General features: G+C 45.7%; 16 protein-coding genes and 2 riboswitches. Of the genes, 8 read left to right on the top strand and 8 right to left on the bottom strand.

From position 1 onward, the window contains the following. Positions 1 to 66 precede the first annotated feature (66 nt). Positions 67 to 729 carry a hypothetical protein gene (locus LQ247_RS19055; RefSeq protein WP_231006423.1) on the top strand — a complete coding sequence of 221 codons (663 nt, stop codon included), beginning with the start codon at positions 67 to 69 and terminating at the stop codon, positions 727 to 729. A 33-nt stretch (positions 730 to 762) separates the two neighbouring features. Here the strand turns inward: LQ247_RS19055 and LQ247_RS19050 are convergent, their stop codons facing one another. Next, a complete protein-coding gene (locus LQ247_RS19050; RefSeq protein ID WP_023856775.1) occupies positions 763 to 1233 on the bottom strand; it encodes a nucleoside deaminase in 471 nt (156 codons plus the stop codon). A gap of 146 nt (positions 1234 to 1379) precedes the next feature. Between LQ247_RS19050 and LQ247_RS19045 the strand changes: the two genes are divergently transcribed. Continuing rightward, positions 1380 to 2012, top strand: coding sequence for a histidine phosphatase family protein (locus tag LQ247_RS19045; RefSeq protein WP_195257739.1), 633 nt, complete (start codon positions 1380 to 1382; stop codon positions 2010 to 2012). Positions 2013 to 2172: 160 nt separating this feature from the next. Here the strand turns inward: LQ247_RS19045 and LQ247_RS19040 are convergent, their stop codons facing one another. From LQ247_RS19040 to LQ247_RS19025, 4 genes are all read right to left on the bottom strand, one after another. Beyond that, positions 2173 to 2886, bottom strand: a complete 714-nt coding sequence (locus tag LQ247_RS19040; RefSeq protein ID WP_026579821.1) for a hypothetical protein — start codon at positions 2884 to 2886, stop codon at positions 2173 to 2175. After that, on the bottom strand, positions 2883 to 3197 hold the full coding sequence (locus LQ247_RS19035; protein ID WP_020451108.1) for a hypothetical protein: 315 nt from the start codon (positions 3195 to 3197) through the stop codon (positions 2883 to 2885). Before LQ247_RS19035 ends, LQ247_RS19040 begins: the two co-directional genes overlap by 4 nt. A gap of 207 nt (positions 3198 to 3404) precedes the next feature. Then, positions 3405 to 5693: a 5-methyltetrahydropteroyltriglutamate--homocysteine S-methyltransferase gene (metE, locus tag LQ247_RS19030; RefSeq protein ID WP_231006421.1), complete on the bottom strand. Its 2289-nt coding sequence runs from the start codon at positions 5691 to 5693 to the stop codon at positions 3405 to 3407. A gap of 148 nt (positions 5694 to 5841) precedes the next feature. Beyond that, a riboswitch (cobalamin riboswitch) is annotated at positions 5842 to 6030 on the bottom strand. 130 nt (positions 6031 to 6160) lie between these two features. Further along, positions 6161 to 7114, bottom strand: coding sequence for a S8 family peptidase (locus tag LQ247_RS19025; RefSeq protein ID WP_023856779.1), 954 nt, complete (start codon positions 7112 to 7114; stop codon positions 6161 to 6163). A gap of 292 nt (positions 7115 to 7406) precedes the next feature. Here LQ247_RS19025 and LQ247_RS19020 point away from each other — a divergent pair, with 292 nt between their 5' ends. From LQ247_RS19020 to LQ247_RS19010, 3 genes are all read left to right on the top strand, one after another. Continuing rightward, positions 7407 to 7562 (top strand): transcriptional regulator SplA domain-containing protein, encoded by a 156-nt coding sequence (locus LQ247_RS19020; RefSeq protein ID WP_020451111.1) that lies wholly within the window; start codon positions 7407 to 7409, stop codon positions 7560 to 7562. 139 nt (positions 7563 to 7701) lie between these two features. Beyond that, positions 7702 to 7866, top strand: a riboswitch (M-box (ykoK) riboswitch). Positions 7867 to 8114: 248 nt separating this feature from the next. After that, the gene (gene mgtE / locus LQ247_RS19015) at positions 8115 to 9470 is read left to right on the top strand and encodes a magnesium transporter (protein ID WP_020451112.1); all 1356 of its coding nucleotides are present in this window, start codon (positions 8115 to 8117) and stop codon (positions 9468 to 9470) included. 91 nt (positions 9471 to 9561) lie between these two features. Continuing rightward, positions 9562 to 9969 (top strand): hypothetical protein, encoded by a 408-nt coding sequence (locus tag LQ247_RS19010; RefSeq protein WP_144498118.1) that lies wholly within the window; start codon positions 9562 to 9564, stop codon positions 9967 to 9969. 30 nt (positions 9970 to 9999) lie between these two features. On the opposite strand, the gene LQ247_RS19005 is transcribed toward LQ247_RS19010, so the two are convergent. Then, entirely contained in the window at positions 10000 to 10332 is a 333-nt protein-coding gene (locus LQ247_RS19005) for a MerR family transcriptional regulator (RefSeq protein WP_020451114.1), read from the bottom strand. A gap of 191 nt (positions 10333 to 10523) precedes the next feature. Between LQ247_RS19005 and LQ247_RS19000 the strand changes: the two genes are divergently transcribed. From LQ247_RS19000 to LQ247_RS18990, 3 genes are all read left to right on the top strand, one after another. Beyond that, complete coding sequence (locus tag LQ247_RS19000; protein WP_096748033.1) at positions 10524 to 10679, top strand: hypothetical protein; 156 nt, start codon at positions 10524 to 10526, stop codon at positions 10677 to 10679. Between the two features lie 104 nt (positions 10680 to 10783). After that, positions 10784 to 10963, top strand: coding sequence for a hypothetical protein (locus LQ247_RS18995; protein WP_020451116.1), 180 nt, complete (start codon positions 10784 to 10786; stop codon positions 10961 to 10963). Between the two features lie 173 nt (positions 10964 to 11136). Further along, on the top strand, positions 11137 to 11598 hold the full coding sequence (locus LQ247_RS18990) for a MarR family winged helix-turn-helix transcriptional regulator (RefSeq protein ID WP_020451117.1): 462 nt from the start codon (positions 11137 to 11139) through the stop codon (positions 11596 to 11598). A 5-nt stretch (positions 11599 to 11603) separates the two neighbouring features. Here LQ247_RS18990 and LQ247_RS18985 read toward each other — a convergent pair whose 3' ends face one another. Both LQ247_RS18985 and ku read right to left on the bottom strand, forming a co-directional pair. Further along, on the bottom strand, positions 11604 to 13454 hold the full coding sequence (locus LQ247_RS18985; protein ID WP_231006420.1) for a DNA ligase D: 1851 nt from the start codon (positions 13452 to 13454) through the stop codon (positions 11604 to 11606). Between the two features lie 3 nt (positions 13455 to 13457). Continuing rightward, positions 13458 to 14330, bottom strand: coding sequence for a non-homologous end joining protein Ku (gene ku, locus LQ247_RS18980; protein ID WP_026579818.1), 873 nt, complete (start codon positions 14328 to 14330; stop codon positions 13458 to 13460). Positions 14331 to 14411 lie beyond the last annotated feature (81 nt).

The raw sequence follows: 14411 nt of genomic DNA, 5'->3' as shown, positions 1-14411 counted from the left end.
CGGGAAAGATGAAAACGAGAAAGCAAACAAAGCTTGTTTGCTTTCTTTTTTAGAAAGGAGCAGCAAATGGCATATCTTAAAAAAGCGCTTGTATTCGCCGTGCTCTCTGCCGCCTTCGTCCTTGTAGGATGCGGAACCGGAGCGAAGGAGAACAACGGAAATCAACCCTCGGCTGATACGGCCAAACAGAAAGCGCCTGATTTGAAAACATATTCTCTTGACAAAAATATCCGGTCTGAAGAAGATTTTGATTTGATAGGCAAGTATGTTCATGCCGAAGACGACCAAATCACGCTCGAAATAAAGGATAAGGAACTGATTGTCCCGAAAAGCAGCCGTTTTCACAGCGAAGAAGACCATGATGACTTAATCGGGAAGCTTGTGAAGGTAGAGGTGGACGGAAAAACGCAAAAAGCCGAAGAAGCTGAGCTCATGCCGCAGTCAAAAGCCGACCAAAACGGCGTATATGAACAGGAGAATGACGGCAGCCGAAAAATCATTGCCGCGTTTGTCAGCGAATCGGAACAAAACATTACAATCAAAACAAAAGCAGGGGAAAAAACTTATCAGAAAACAGCCGATTTTGAGAGGGATGTCGCCGAAGCACCTGAAAAACTGAAAGGGAAAATCGTCAGGCTTGAAATTGAAAAGGATGGAAAGGCGGAAAGCCTTGATTTGGAATCTGAAGATCAAAAGCTTGAATGGTATGAGCCGTCAGCTTCAAAATGAAAAAGCTTCCTTCATCAGGAAGCTTTCTTTATTTTAATATTCCACTTTTTGATCGGTCGTTTCCCACGTGAGAAAGGGTTCAAGCTTTGCTTGAAGGTCCATTTTATAAAAAGGAATTGTCCGTTCGCTTTGCGTTTTTGTGATTTCTTCATAAATAAAAGAATCGTCAAAACCGGCCGATGCGGCATCTGAATGCTGAGCGGCGAAGTAAACTTCCTTCGGTCTTGCCCAGTAGATGGCTCCCAGGCACATTGGGCACGGTTCACAGCTTGTATAAAGAATGCAGTCGTTCAGCTGATAATCGCCAAGTGCTTCACAGGCGAGCCGAATAGCCGTTACCTCAGCATGCGCGGTCGGATCATTGCTTGTTGTGACATTGTTTTTTCCCTCGGCAATAATTTGGCCGTCTTTGACAATCACAGCGCCAAAAGGTCCGCCCGTGCCGCTTTTCACGCTCTCCACCGCAAGGTCGATTGCGCGCTGCAAAAATGCTTCATGATTCATTTCTGTATCCTCCTTGGTTGTCTTGCCTTCTTATTATAGCTGATGAATCTTGTAAAATAAACGCGCATCAGAATATTCAGTATGTTTGATTTCGAACGGACCATCGCATACAATGAATGCTAGAATGATGAACGGAGGATGATGTTTTGCTTACATTGTATATTGCAAGACACGGTCAGACGGAATGGAATATTGAAAAAAGAATGCAAGGCTGGGAAGACTCCAATTTAACGGCTTTGGGGCTGGCAAATGCAAACGCCCTCGGCGAACGGCTGAAAGATGTTCAATTCCAAGCCGCATATTCCAGTCCAAGCGGCCGGGCTGTTGATTCTGCGCGGGCTATGCTGCAGAACCGCAGTGTTCCCTTTATAACAGACGACAGATTAAAAGAAATATCGATCGGCCGCTGGGAAGGAAAAACGTATGATGAGATCAAACAAAGCGATCCTGACTTGCTGGAAGCGTATTTTAATGCGCCTGAAACATACATGCCTGATGAAGGGGAGAGCTTTTACGATTTTGAAAGACGGGTCAGCCGGGTGTATGAATTCATTCTCCGCCGCCATCGGGAAGGCAATGTCCTCATTGTCAGCCATTCCGTGTTTATTTTGATGCTTTTGAATCTGTTAAAAAAGAGGCCGGTCAGTGAACTATGGAACTCCAGCTATGTTCATGACACAGCTCTTGCAGTTGTAGCAGTTTCTGATGATGGAAGGGTCACAATCGAAAGAGAAGGAGACGGGGAACATAGAGTAGAAGCAAAGAATGCCACCTGGTAGGCATGCCAAAAAGCCTGATTTCAACAATCAGGCTTTTAGCGTGTCGACAAACCCTTGCAGGCCTGCAAAGGCGGTGCTCACAGGATCGGCGGCAAACCATCCAGGCGTCCTGCCTGAACGCCGCTGTCATCATATCCTGTGAAAGTCCGCTCCGAGCCTCTTAGCCGGAATACATTTTGGCACTGAAGCTGTGGAGCGTGGCAGCGGAAATCGTTTTGTTTTTTGAAAGACAAACGGTTTTGACATCTGCCGCATCTGCTTCCGCTTTTTTTCCGAAAAGGAAGACCGTAAGAGAAAGAGGGCCTTTTGCGATTTGCTGATACGCCAGAAGGCAAAGGTTGTCGGCGATTGTGCGGCTGATCATGCGGCGTGCTGACCACAGCTGCTGCTGTCCTTCTTCATCTAACTGAATATATGCTGCGGCTCGTTTTTTCGTAAAGAGTCCTGACAGGCCGTTTTGTTTGATCTGCTTCATGAGAGCGAGCGGTTCAGACAGCGGCGGCGCGGTCAGTCTGTAGCTGTCAGGGGAACATTTTGCCGCAGCCAAAAAAGACATGATCGGCAGGTAGCCTGCCAGACGCCCGCCGCTCTGGAAGAGCTTCTCTGCAAGCATTTGATCGGTCTTTTTCATGCGGATTTCTGTAAAGTGCAGAAGATGCTGCAAATCATCGAGCGTGTGTAAAAATCCATTGAGTTCATGTTCCATTTCGGATTGCGCCTGATCGATCCCGTAGGTCCTTGCTGTTTTCACGCTGGAGAAAAGAACATGAAAATGGCGGTTCAAAAGGTTTATTAAATCGCTGATTCGCTGGTGGGAATAGCGAAATTGGCGGGCGAGCGCGTGCAGATCATTGATGTTCAGCCGGATCGTCATGTCAGCTCCTCGGCTTTCAGCTGAAGCCGCTCAATTTCTTCGGACGCCTGCTCCTTAATGGCCCTCAGCCTGTCATACACGCGCGATTCCGCCCGGTCAAGATCGTCCAAAAGTGCGTCATACATTTCGCGCGCCTGTCCGCGCCATCCGTTGATATACATTTGGTGTGCTTTTAAAATAGAAGAACTTTCCTGCCTCAGCTCATCAATGGCGGCAGTCACTTCTTTTACGTATAGCTGAAGAGAGTGAATGTCTTCCTGATATATTTTTCGTTTGATTTTTCGTTCTAACGCTATTCCATCGTCAATCACTACATATTTTCCTTCCCTTCCATCATCTACTACAAATATGTTAAAAGAAAAGGATACGGAAGGAAATCGTACGAATGAATCAAAAGTCTTAATGATTTTTGGGCGGACGTACCTTATATAACGGTTCTTTCGGCCTAAAAAGGGCTGAGGACATGAAAAGAGCCGCCCGTGTGAACAGGCGGCGTTTGTGTTGGATTTTTTGTGGAATTAAACAGTCTGAGCGAGTTTGCCTCTTGCTTGTTTGGCTGCTTCAACCATATGTTTAAGCGCTGCGATCGTTTCTTCAGGCTGTCTCGTTTTTAAACCGCAGTCAGGGTTTACCCAGAAGCGGTCAGCCGGGCAGACTTTCAGCGCATCTTCTATAATCGTGAGCATTTCATCGCTGGAAGGGACGCGGGGACTGTGAATATCATAGACGCCAAGCCCGAGTCCTTTCAGGTAAGGATGCTGTTCCAGATAATCAAGGAATCCGCCGTGGCTTCTGCTGTGCTCGATCGTAATGACGTCTGCGTCAAGATCTTCGATCGTGTCTACAATATCTTCAAAGTTGCTGTAGCACATATGCGTATGGATTTGCGTCGTATCTTCTACTGATGAAGTGGACAGTCTGAACGCTTCGGCAGCCCATTTAAGGTACTCGTCCCAATCCCGTTCTTTAAGCGGCAGGCCTTCTCTCAAGGCGGGTTCATCGACCTGGATGATTTGAATGCCTGCTTTTTCGAGCGCTTCAACCTCTTTGCGGAGAGCTTGGGCGATTTGGAAGGCAATCTCTTTTCTCGGCAGATCATAGCGGGCAAAGGACCAGTTTAAAATGGTAACAGGACCTGTCAGCATGCCCTTGACTTTCTTCGAGGTCAAGGATTGGGCGTAAACTGTTTCTTTTACCGTCATCGGCTCTTTAAACTCGACATCTCCGTAGATGATCGGCGGACGGACGCAGCGGGAACCGTATGACTGAACCCAGGCGTATTTGGTAAAGGCGAATCCTCCGAGCTTTTCACCGAAATATTCAACCATGTCTGTCCGTTCGAATTCTCCGTGAACGAGAACGTCAAGTCCGAGGTCTTCCTGAATGTCAATCCATTTCTTTGTTTCTTTCTGAATAAATGCTTCATACTGCTCGTCAGACCATTCTTTTTTCCGCCATTTTTGCCGCGCGCTCCGCACTTCCGCCGTCTGCGGGAAGCTGCCGATCGTCGTTGTCGGCAATAGAGGAAGTCCGAGAGATTCATTTTGGATCCGCAGTCTTTCTTCAAAAGTTGTCGAGCGTTTAAAGTCTTCCTCGGTCAGCTTGTCTATTTCTTCGGCAAAGGCCGAATTTGTCGCTGCACCGTATTGTTTGAGAGCTTGAAGGTGCCCGTGCGCTTCATCGATTTCCGTTTGGATGGCCGCTTTTCCGGAAACAAGTCCGTTCTTCAGCAGTGTAAGCTCCAGAAGCTTTTCTTTTGCAAAAGATAAACCGTTCAAGAGATCATCGGCAAGCTGCTCGTCCGGGTGTTTTGCGACAGGGACGTGAAGCAGGCTGTTTGAAGGCTGAATCCAGACTTCGTCAACACCCGCACTCTGGATCAGCTCAAGCGTCAGGTCCAGGCGTTCTTCGAGATTGGCTTTCCAAATGTTGCGCCCGTCTAAAATACCGGCGGCAAGGACTTTGTCTTTAGGAAAACCGTGCGCTTTTAAATGCTCGTAGTTTTTCCCTTTATCATGAACAAAATCAAGACCAATCCCGGCGACAGGAAACGATATCAGCTCTTCATAAGCGTCAACCGAATCAAAGTAGGTTTGCAGAAGGATATTCACTCCAGGGACTTCCTCTGTAATCGTCTGATAGATTTCTTTGACTGCAGCCGCTTCTTCATGTGAAGCCGTCACTAGAGCGGGCTCGTCGATTTGCACCCATTTGCCGCCTTCCTGCTCAAGCTCTTTCAGAACTTGGATGTAAAGAGGCGTCATTTGGTTATAAATATCTTTAATATCTTGTTGTTCATAGCCTTTTGCAAGGGCTACGAAAGTGTAAAGGCCGAGTATGACGGGCTTCGTTTCTGTTCCCAATGCTGCTTTTGCTCTTTTATAATCTTCAAGCGGTTTGTTTCTCGTCACGCGGTATTGTGCGCCTTTTTCAAATTCAGGCACAATATAATGGTAGTTTGTGTTAAACCATTTTGTCATTTCACACGATACAGCATCTTTCGTGCCTCTCGCCATTGCGAAATAAGTATCTAACGGATCATTTACATCCTTGAATCTTTTTGGAATCCAGTTGAACATCACCGCCGTGTCAAGAACGTGGTCGTACAGGGTAAAGTCGGAAACCGGTATGATATCGATTTGCTGATCAAGCTGGGTCTGGAGGGCTGCTAAAAATTGTTCGTCCATTTCTTTTAAAAAGGTCTCACGGTCTGTGTTTCCTTTCCAATAAGCCTCAAGCGATTTTTTCCATTCTCTGTTCAAGCCGATTCTTGGAAATCCCAAGCTACTCGTTTTTACATTTGTCATTCTGGTCTCCTCCTTTAGTGTTCAATAAAAAAAGACACTCACACTTCGGACAATGAGAAGGTGAGTGCCTGAAAACAGCATTTTGCGAACGAGAAATAAACGTAGCGATTGTTACGTCAACTCGAACACCTCCTATCGACCGTAGGTTGATGGTGCGTCAGAACAGGCAGGTCTCCTGGCTCATGAATCGACGGTTATTTCCCCCTTCCCGTATAGAAACAGTGGGTTTTATGAAATAACCTCCTCATTCACAGTGGCGGGACCGCGTCGGATTTTCACCAAACTTCCCTTTTAAAATCTAACCTCGTTAGATTACCATGTTCCCGGCGATGAAATTGTTTAGTAGATTATATACCGTCACGATCTTTTAGTCAAAATAATTTTTGAATTCTTGCAATTAAAAAGATTCAGCCTTATCAATAGCCATGAAAAAGGCCGCCGACATTGTCGGCAGCCTCCTTAGGCTGTTAAAGGGAAAGAAGTTTTGCTTCGCCGGCTTTTTCCGCCAGTACCTCCGGCGCCGACAAATATAAGAATCCGTTGCCGATCAGCGCTTTTGAGTAATCAAGAGGAAGCGTGCGGCGGATTAACTGAGCATACAGTTCCGGTTCTGTCAGCTTCCGTTTAAACGCCTCTTCTTCAGCTGACTTGATGAGAGCGAGCGCGCCGCTGACGTGCGGTGTGGCCATCGATGTTCCCGTCAGCTTTCCATATTGATGATCGGGCAATGTAGAGAGGATTTCTTCTCCTGGTGCAACGAGGTCAATTTCTTTGTTCGCATTTGAGAATTCGGAAGACTCCCGCGTCAATGACACAGACCCGACAGCGATGACTTCGTTGTATGCAGCAGGGTATGAGTACTCCTCTGTACGGTCATTGCCGTCGCCTTCGTTTCCGGCGGCGCAGACGACGAGCACTCCGTTTTTCACGGCGTTTGTCACCGCTTCTTTCAATTCCGGAACGTCGGCAGGTCCGCCGAGCGACATTGAAATGATATCGGCTTTTTGTTCGACGGCGTAGTTGATCCCGTTGATGATCCATTCATAATCGCCGCTGCCGTCTTCACCGCCGAGCACCTTGACGATTAATAGGTTCGCTTCAGGTGCCACGCCGGAGATGCCGCCGTTTTGATCGTTTGCGGCAATCGTACCCGCCACATGGGTGCCATGTCCATTATAATCATGAAATTGATCTTCTTTTCCATTGTCATCATCAGTAAAGTTTCTGCCTCCGATGATTCGGTCTGCCAAATCGGGATGGGTTGCGTCACAGCCTGTATCAAGCACTGCGACAGTGATATCTTTTCCTTTAAAACCTTGTGACCACAGCTCCGGTGCCTTAATCGCATCGATTCCTTCCGGCAATTCGTTCACGTCCATCAGCTTTGTGTCAGTGACATAAGGAATTAATCGCATTTGCATTTCAAAGCCCTCCCTGTTATATGCTGCTTTAGATGGGTTACAAGGTGCGTGATTTTATTGTAAAACATTCACTTTGTTAAAAAAAGGTTCATTTGTATGAATTTTATGAAAAGTTAAAAAATATAGATAATAGAGGAGAAAAGTCGAATAACTGCGAACAATGCTGGAATTGTAAGCGAAAAGACCTGTGAAATCGGCGAAAGGGCGAGAGAATCACTATATATATGAGATTTCGCTTCATCATATTATCCCGGCAAAAGGATATCCTATTATAAAAAGGAGTTGATACAGGGTGAAAGAACAAGAAAACGAAAAAAGAGACGAATTGTCAATCGAGCAGGCGGAGTTTGTGCCGCATCCAAAATATGAAGGAGAATACGCGCTTTTGCTGCACGAAAACTATCACCTGCTGTCAAAGGACGACCTTGAACAGGATAGCGAAAAGTAAGAACGGAGCTCGGCATCTCGGCGAAAGAGCTGGTTTAATTTTGACGAAAAAGGGAATCAACCATAATAGAGAGCATTAAGTTTGCTTTTCTTATTGACAGTTATCCTTTTTTTCTGTAATCTCATTGTGTCCGGTAAATACAGCTCTTCGTTAGGTGAGGCTCCTGTATGGAGATACGCTGCTGCCCAAAAATGTCCAAAGACGCCAATGGGTCAACAGAAATCATCGATCTAAGGTGATTTTTAATGCAGCTGGCATGCTGCCTATGCCATACAGTGCTAAAGCTCTACGATGGAAGGCGTTAGGGTTTTATTTTGTATGGCTTTTAACACCTTCATTTCAATGAAATAGGTGTTTTTTTATTTTTTGAGGAAAGTGAACTTTCCGTATTAAACAAGGAGGTGGAAGTATGGATTCTCCCCATTCGAGGCGGTTTAATCATACGAGAAATATTTTACAGCATCACACATTGATTGATGAGGAGATCCTTATACTTCACCCCTTTTGCTATGGTGATATAAGGATCTCCTGAAAAGGGAGGTACAGATTGCCATGGTAAAAAACATGACATATGATGAACTGATTTTACGCATTATTATTTTACTGAGAGACGGAAAACGAAAAGAGTTTCAAAACGTTTTAGAGGAACTGCAGCCTTATGATATGGCGATTCTGTTTAAGGAAATGCCCGAAAAGCACCGCGGCCGGTATCTGTCTTTTTTAACGGTTGAAGACATTACCGATCTCATGGGCGAACTGGACAGAGAAGAGCAGCTTGTCGTTCTGAACAAGGTCGGCAAGGAAAAGGCGATCCATGTGATGAATAAAATGGACAACGACGACCTTGCCGCGCTCTTCGAGGAAATGGACTCAGAGCTGAAAGACCAGCTTCTTTCCAGTATGGAAGCGGAAGAATCTGAAGCGGTCCGCGTTCTGATGAACTACCCGCCTGAAACAGCGGGAAGAATCATGACAAACCGCTATGTCTGGATTCCGCAGCATTACACGGTAAAAGAAGCGGTTGTCAAGCTGAAAAGCTTTGCGGAAATCGCGGAGTCGATCAACTATTTATACGTTATCAATGAACAAAAGCAGCTTGTCGGGGTTATCTCATACCGGGATCTCATTTTGGCAGAACCCGATGAGAAGGTTCAGGAATTAATGTTTACAAGGGTCATCTCGGCGGACGCTCTTCAAGATCAGGAAGAAGTCGCAAGGCTCATTGAGCGGTACGACTTTCTGGCGATTCCCGTTGTAGAAAAAAACCATGAGCTTGTCGGGATCGTAACGGTCGATGACATTATTGACATCGTCATCCAAGAAGCGAATGAAGACTACGAAAAATTTGCTGCATCAGGTAAAGCAATCACGTTTGATACAAAATCGTATGTCGCTGCATATCGACGTCTGCCGTGGCTGATCTTGCTTCTGTTCATCGGTTTGATCTCAGGCAGCATCATGAGCTATTTTGAAGACACACTGCAGCAGGTTGTCGCATTGGCCTTTTTTATGCCGATGATCGCAGGAATGACGGGTAACACCGGGACGCAGTCTCTCGCTGTCGTCATCAGAGGGCTGTCAAAAGAAGAACTCAATAAAAAAACGATTTTCCGCTTGATTTTCCGGGAGCTCAAGGCCGGCATTATTATCGGCGTTGTTTGTGCGGTCGTGATTACAGGAATCGCGATTGTATGGCAGGGGAATCTGCTGCTCGGATTTGTGGTAGGGACTTCGCTCTTTGCCACACTGATCATCGGAACGATGGCGGGAACGATCGTCCCGATCATCCTTCACAAGTGCAACGTCGACCCTGCGATTGCATCGGGTCCGCTGATCACAACTTTAAATGACATTTTGTCACTGCTGATCTACTTCGGTATTGCAACTGCATTCATTCATTCACTGTAAGACAGCAGCCCTCCTTTTTTAGGGAGGGTTTTTTGCTTGCCAGAATCCGTAAAAGCCTATATATTTTAGGCAGAGATCAGGGGGGATTGGTATGAGAAGATTTGCAGCTGTGCTGATTTGTTTAGCCGTTGCAATGATTGCTGCCGGCTGTCAGAATGAAGATGAAGGAAAAGACAGGCGGCTCGTCGCAGTCGAGGGTATGCTTGAGGCGATATTGAACGATGATGTGTCAAAGATGAAGCGGTTGTACGTGGAGGGCGCAACCCCCTCTCCGGAAACAATCCTGGAAAACAAACAGAAATGGGGAATTTCCGGGCTTCGTGCTGATGATTTTCAAATTTCTGAAGCGAGCATCCATGTGTTTCATGCCGCTTACAAGATGGAAAATACCGGTCAGCCCGGAACGATCGCGTTTCGGATACGCAATGATCCAGATAAAGGCGTTATGATTGATTTCATCGGATACATAAAGGAAACGAAACAGCAGGAAAACAGGTGACGAATCATCCGGAGGGTATGATTCGTTTTTTTAGCGGTTTTTGTATTTAAAATGAGCGTTAAGCTGTCCTTCGAGCATTTTCTTTCTGAGCTGCTGGTCGTTTTTCAGTCTCTGTTCTTTTTTGCGCATATCTTTGAGGATTTCTGCCGTCTGAACACCGTCTTCCCGCTTGTTTGCGATTTCCATCAGCCGTTCGACGTCAGCAAAGGAATACTTGCGCGTGCCTCTTGAAGAGCGCTGCGGATAGATCAGCTTGCGTTCTTCATAATAGCGGATCTGCCTGACCGACAAACCCGTCAGCTCGCTGACAATGCCAATAGAAATCACTTTTTTATCTTTATAAGAAAGATCTTCGACTGTCATTTTCCCACCCCTAAGATGACTTTTTTTGTATTATATAAGAAAACGCGCGAAAAAACCTGACGTTTGTTAGAAAATCTAACATTGTTGAAAAACTTTTAAAAAAATCGCGGAAGAAAAGTTTACAGGAACCATGCAAGGGGTAAAAGTGTTTTGTATGCTGTAGATACAGACTGATGAGGGGGAATCATTGGATGAAGGAACACAAAGCGGTCTCACTCGCCAAAGAAATCGTTGCTTTAGACATTAAAAGAGACGAATTGCTCGAGACATTAATGAATCTTGCCGGAAAGGATGCGTTTCCGCTGCTGAGGGCGGTGCAGAACGGCATTTATCAAAAGTCCTCTTAAATCCGGAAGCGGGAGTGAAAGCAAACTTTACACGGCCTTAAAGCCTGGTTAATAAATAAGGTCTATTCTTATATTACAACACACGAAAATGAAAGGAGAAGATCATGAGCAGGTTGTTAAAAAACGCTTTGGAAAAGGAAAGAAACCATTACTCAAAAAAACTGAGCTCACTCGGTGAGTATAATCAGGATGTTTTGCAGAGGATGACGATTACGGAGCTCAGAAAAGAATATTTTTATTTTTTCCGGAAAAATAAAGCCCGTGTTCAAAATCGGCCATTTTGAAAAAACGGGCTTCTTTTTAATATCTTAAAAAAAATAAGCAGGAGTTTTCTTTCGAATAACGAAAATATATACTTATAGAATATGGGAAAAGCATGACCCTTTCTTTTTCTACATTTGTAAGGGTTTTCATTTCCCGGGTTCATTTTAAGAAAATAGTATAAGAGGTAGATGATATGAGACTTTCGTTTAATGAGGAAGAAGTTCACCGTGCTATGTCGCTGTACAAGGTTTTTGCCAGGGCTTTTAAAAGCGTTTCAGAACATAGTATTCGGGACAGCAAGGAACACGGCTTTAATCCTACAGAATTTGCTGTATTGGAGCTTTTGTATACGAGGGGAGCCCAAAAGCTGCAGCAAATCGGCTCGAGGCTGCTCCTTGTAAGCGGAAACGTAACCTATGTGATCGACAAATTGGAAAAAAACGGTTTCATCAAACGAGAGCAGGACCCGAAAGATAAACGGTCTGTCTATGCGAATTTGACAGAGAAGGGAAAGGCATATCTCGATGAGATTTATCCGATCCACTCCCTGAGAATTGCGCGGGCTTTTTCAGGCTTGACAAAAGAGGAACAGGAGCAGCTGATGGCCCTTTTAAAAAAAGCCGGAATCCACAGCCAGCACCTATTGTTTCGCTGAAAAAGTCAATTTTCCGAACGGTCAATTTCTTTTAAGTGATCGAGAATAGCTTTGATCTGTTTGTCTTGGGGCTGTCTGAAGAAGCTTTCGAAAGGGCATCCGAGCTCCTTTGTGCGTTTGATGACAGCCTCCATCGTAAAATTTGAGGGTGCCAAGTCTGAATGGACTTCATCCCAAAACAGTGGTGCGGCCACTGTGCCAATCTCATTGCCTCTTGTGGAATACGGGCAGATGATCGTTTTTCCCGGAGCGTGCTGCACATAATCAATATAGAGTTTTCCGCCCCTGTTTTTAATCAGGCGTTCGGTTGTGAACAGATCGGGAAAAAGTGAGACGCAATAAGAAGCCGCAAAGCTTGTGAAAAGGCGGGTTTCTTCATAAGTAAAGGCGTTTTTTGAAATCGGAATATAGATTTGTATCCCTTTATTTCCCGACAGCTTTGGAAAAGACAAGAGGCCAAGCTGTTCAAATAAACGGTGCAATTCATTCGCGGCTCTGACGGCCAGTGGAAACTCCGACCTTGAAGGCGGATCGAGATCGAAAACGATTTCGGTCGGACGGGTCGTATCCGCTGTTTGAAAAGGGATATGGAACTCCAGCGCAAGCTGATTGGCAAGCCACAGCAGAACTGAATAATCGCTGCAGATGATATGCTCGTGCTCGTCATCCCGAATGGTCGTGATAAATTCGGGTGCGTAGTCGGGCTTGTTTTTTTGAAAAAAAGATTCTCCGCCGGAACCGTGCGGATAACGGATAACGGTAAGCGCCCGATTGTCGAGAAACGGAAGCAGAAAATCGCCGATTTCATTCAGATATCCGATGTAATCCGCTTTTGTTTTATTGCTTTTAGGAAAGATGACTTTATCAAGGCTTGTCAGCTGCAAATCGGGGTGGACGTTTCTTGAATGAAGCAGCAGGCGCTTGTAAGTACAATCTTCCCAAGCCATGTCAAATTCAAAAGAAACAAACGACACCTCGCGCAATGTCCCGTAATGAATCGTTAAATAATGGACCGTCATGCAAATCGACGGATCTATGGTATATTCGCCGGGCTTTGTTTCGGTTCCGTACTGCTTGACGATTGAAAGAATGGCGTTTCTTTCCTGTTCTCCGAGTCCGTGGGAAACCGAACCGACTTCTTTGATTTGACCGCGGTCATAGACGGCGATTGTCAAATAACGGTTTGCCATGTTGTAGCCTGTCATAAATACAGCTGCTTTTTTGTAGTTTTTGAGCTTGAGCCATTCGGCTGTTTTTTTATTTTCAGCCCAGCGGCTGTCTTTTTTCTTCGCAACAATTCCCTCGCCGTCAAACCTTTTAACAGCATTCCATAGAGCATGGAAATCTGAAGTGTCAGGGATGTATTGAATTCGTGCGTGAGCCATCGGATCGGGAGCCATCGGCAAGCCGAGTTCTTTCATCAGGTCGGAAAGCACGCGTTTTCGTTCGGTATAGGGGAGTGAGGTTAAACTTTCTCCTTTAAAGACCAGTAAATCAAAAGCGAGGTACTGACACGGTTTCTTCGCGGCAGCTTGTTCAATCAACTCGGCCTTTTTGCTTAACCCTCTTTTTTGGACGTATTCAAACCGGGAACGAAAACGGTTTGTCAACGACACAATTTCCCCGTCAATCATGATCGGCAAGTGTTCTTTGAGATTTTCGATCATGCTTTTTGCAAATTCCGTAATTTCCGGAAATGTGTTTTCGAGCGGCTGCGCGTTTCTGCTGATGAGCGAAACGTCGCCGGCCGCAGAAATTTTTAAAAGCCCCCGATACCCGTCATACTTGGCTTCATACCGCCAATTGCCGCCTGAAGGAGCGGATGTGGTCAACACGGGCTGCATCGTAATTCCCATTTTTTATTTTGCCTCTGAAGCTTTTTTGCGCGACGTTTTTTTCTTTTTTTCCCCGGTTCCTTTTGCAACAGGCGTTTTTGCCGCTTCCCGGTCAGGCGCTTTTGTCCGTTCGATGCTGGCTTGGAGAGCGCTCACGAGATCGATGACATCCTCGCGCGGAGCGGCGGCTCCGGCATTTGGTGTGACACCCTCATTATGATCGATTTTCTCTTTGATTTTATCCATCAGCGCAAGTCTGTACGTATCTTCATATTGTTCAGGCGCAAATGTCGTCGTCAGCTCGTCTATTAGTGAAATCGCGGTTTGCAGCTCTTTTTCGTTGACCGCGGTTTCCTCCGGAACACCGGGTACGTGGGCCGCGTTTCGGACTTCATCAGGGTAGTGGATAGACTCCATTAAAATGCAGTTCTCGTAGACGCGAAGAATGGCGAGCTGTTTTTTGGAGCGGATGGTCATATGGGCGATTCCGATCTTTTCTGTTTTTCTGAGCGCTTCGCGCAAAAGTGAGTACGCTTTTACACCGTTATCTCCCGGTCCGACGAAATATGAACGGTTGAAATAGATGGGGTCGATTTCCTTTAGCTGGACAAAATCAACAATTTCGACAGCTTTGTCTTCCTGCTCTTCTTTGAGCTGTTTCAGCTCATCGTCCGATAAGACGACGTATTTGCCTTTAACATATTCGTAGCCTTTGACGATGTCGTCGGGCGCGATTTCCTGGTGGCAGTTTGTGCACTTTTTCTCATACTGAATCGGGGCGCGGCATTCTTTATGAAGCGACCTTAATTTAATATCCTTATCCTCTGTCGCTGCGAACAGTTTAATGGGGATATTGACAAGGCCGAAGCTGATTGAGCCTTTCCACATCGTATGCATCGGTTCGGTTCAACTCCTTTTCTTTTATTGATGCCTCTCTGCAGATTGTTTCATGAATAGCAACTTATGGATAACAGCGCG

This window comes from Bacillus sp. BS3(2021), from assembly GCF_021043345.1.
Classification (GTDB): Bacteria; Bacillota; Bacilli; order Bacillales; family Bacillaceae; genus Bacillus; species Bacillus paralicheniformis.
Note: the sequence above shows the minus strand (reverse complement) of the source record. Positions and strands in the feature narration are given on the sequence as shown.

Coding starts and splice junctions, on each gene's coding strand:
- LQ247_RS19055 (WP_231006423.1), top strand. CDS start 67: ATGGCATATCTTAAAAAAGCGCTTGTATTCGCCGTGCTCTCTGCCGCC.
- LQ247_RS19050 (WP_023856775.1), bottom strand. CDS start 1,233: ATGAATCATGAAGCATTTTTGCAGCGCGCAATCGACCTTGCGGTGGAG.
- LQ247_RS19040 (WP_026579821.1), bottom strand. CDS start 2,886: ATGACGATCCGGCTGAACATCAATGATCTGCACGCGCTCGCCCGCCAA.
- metE (WP_231006421.1), bottom strand. CDS start 5,693: ATGACAAATGTAAAAACGAGTAGCTTGGGATTTCCAAGAATCGGCTTG.
- LQ247_RS19025 (WP_023856779.1), bottom strand. CDS start 7,114: ATGCAAATGCGATTAATTCCTTATGTCACTGACACAAAGCTGATGGAC.
- mgtE (WP_020451112.1), top strand. CDS start 8,115: ATGGTAAAAAACATGACATATGATGAACTGATTTTACGCATTATTATT.
- LQ247_RS19010 (WP_144498118.1), top strand. CDS start 9,562: ATGAGAAGATTTGCAGCTGTGCTGATTTGTTTAGCCGTTGCAATGATT.
- LQ247_RS19005 (WP_020451114.1), bottom strand. CDS start 10,332: ATGACAGTCGAAGATCTTTCTTATAAAGATAAAAAAGTGATTTCTATT.
- LQ247_RS19000 (WP_096748033.1), top strand. CDS start 10,524: ATGAAGGAACACAAAGCGGTCTCACTCGCCAAAGAAATCGTTGCTTTA.
- LQ247_RS18995 (WP_020451116.1), top strand. CDS start 10,784: ATGAGCAGGTTGTTAAAAAACGCTTTGGAAAAGGAAAGAAACCATTAC.
- LQ247_RS18990 (WP_020451117.1), top strand. CDS start 11,137: ATGAGACTTTCGTTTAATGAGGAAGAAGTTCACCGTGCTATGTCGCTG.
- LQ247_RS18985 (WP_231006420.1), bottom strand. CDS start 13,454: ATGGGAATTACGATGCAGCCCGTGTTGACCACATCCGCTCCTTCAGGC.
- ku (WP_026579818.1), bottom strand. CDS start 14,330: ATGCATACGATGTGGAAAGGCTCAATCAGCTTCGGCCTTGTCAATATC.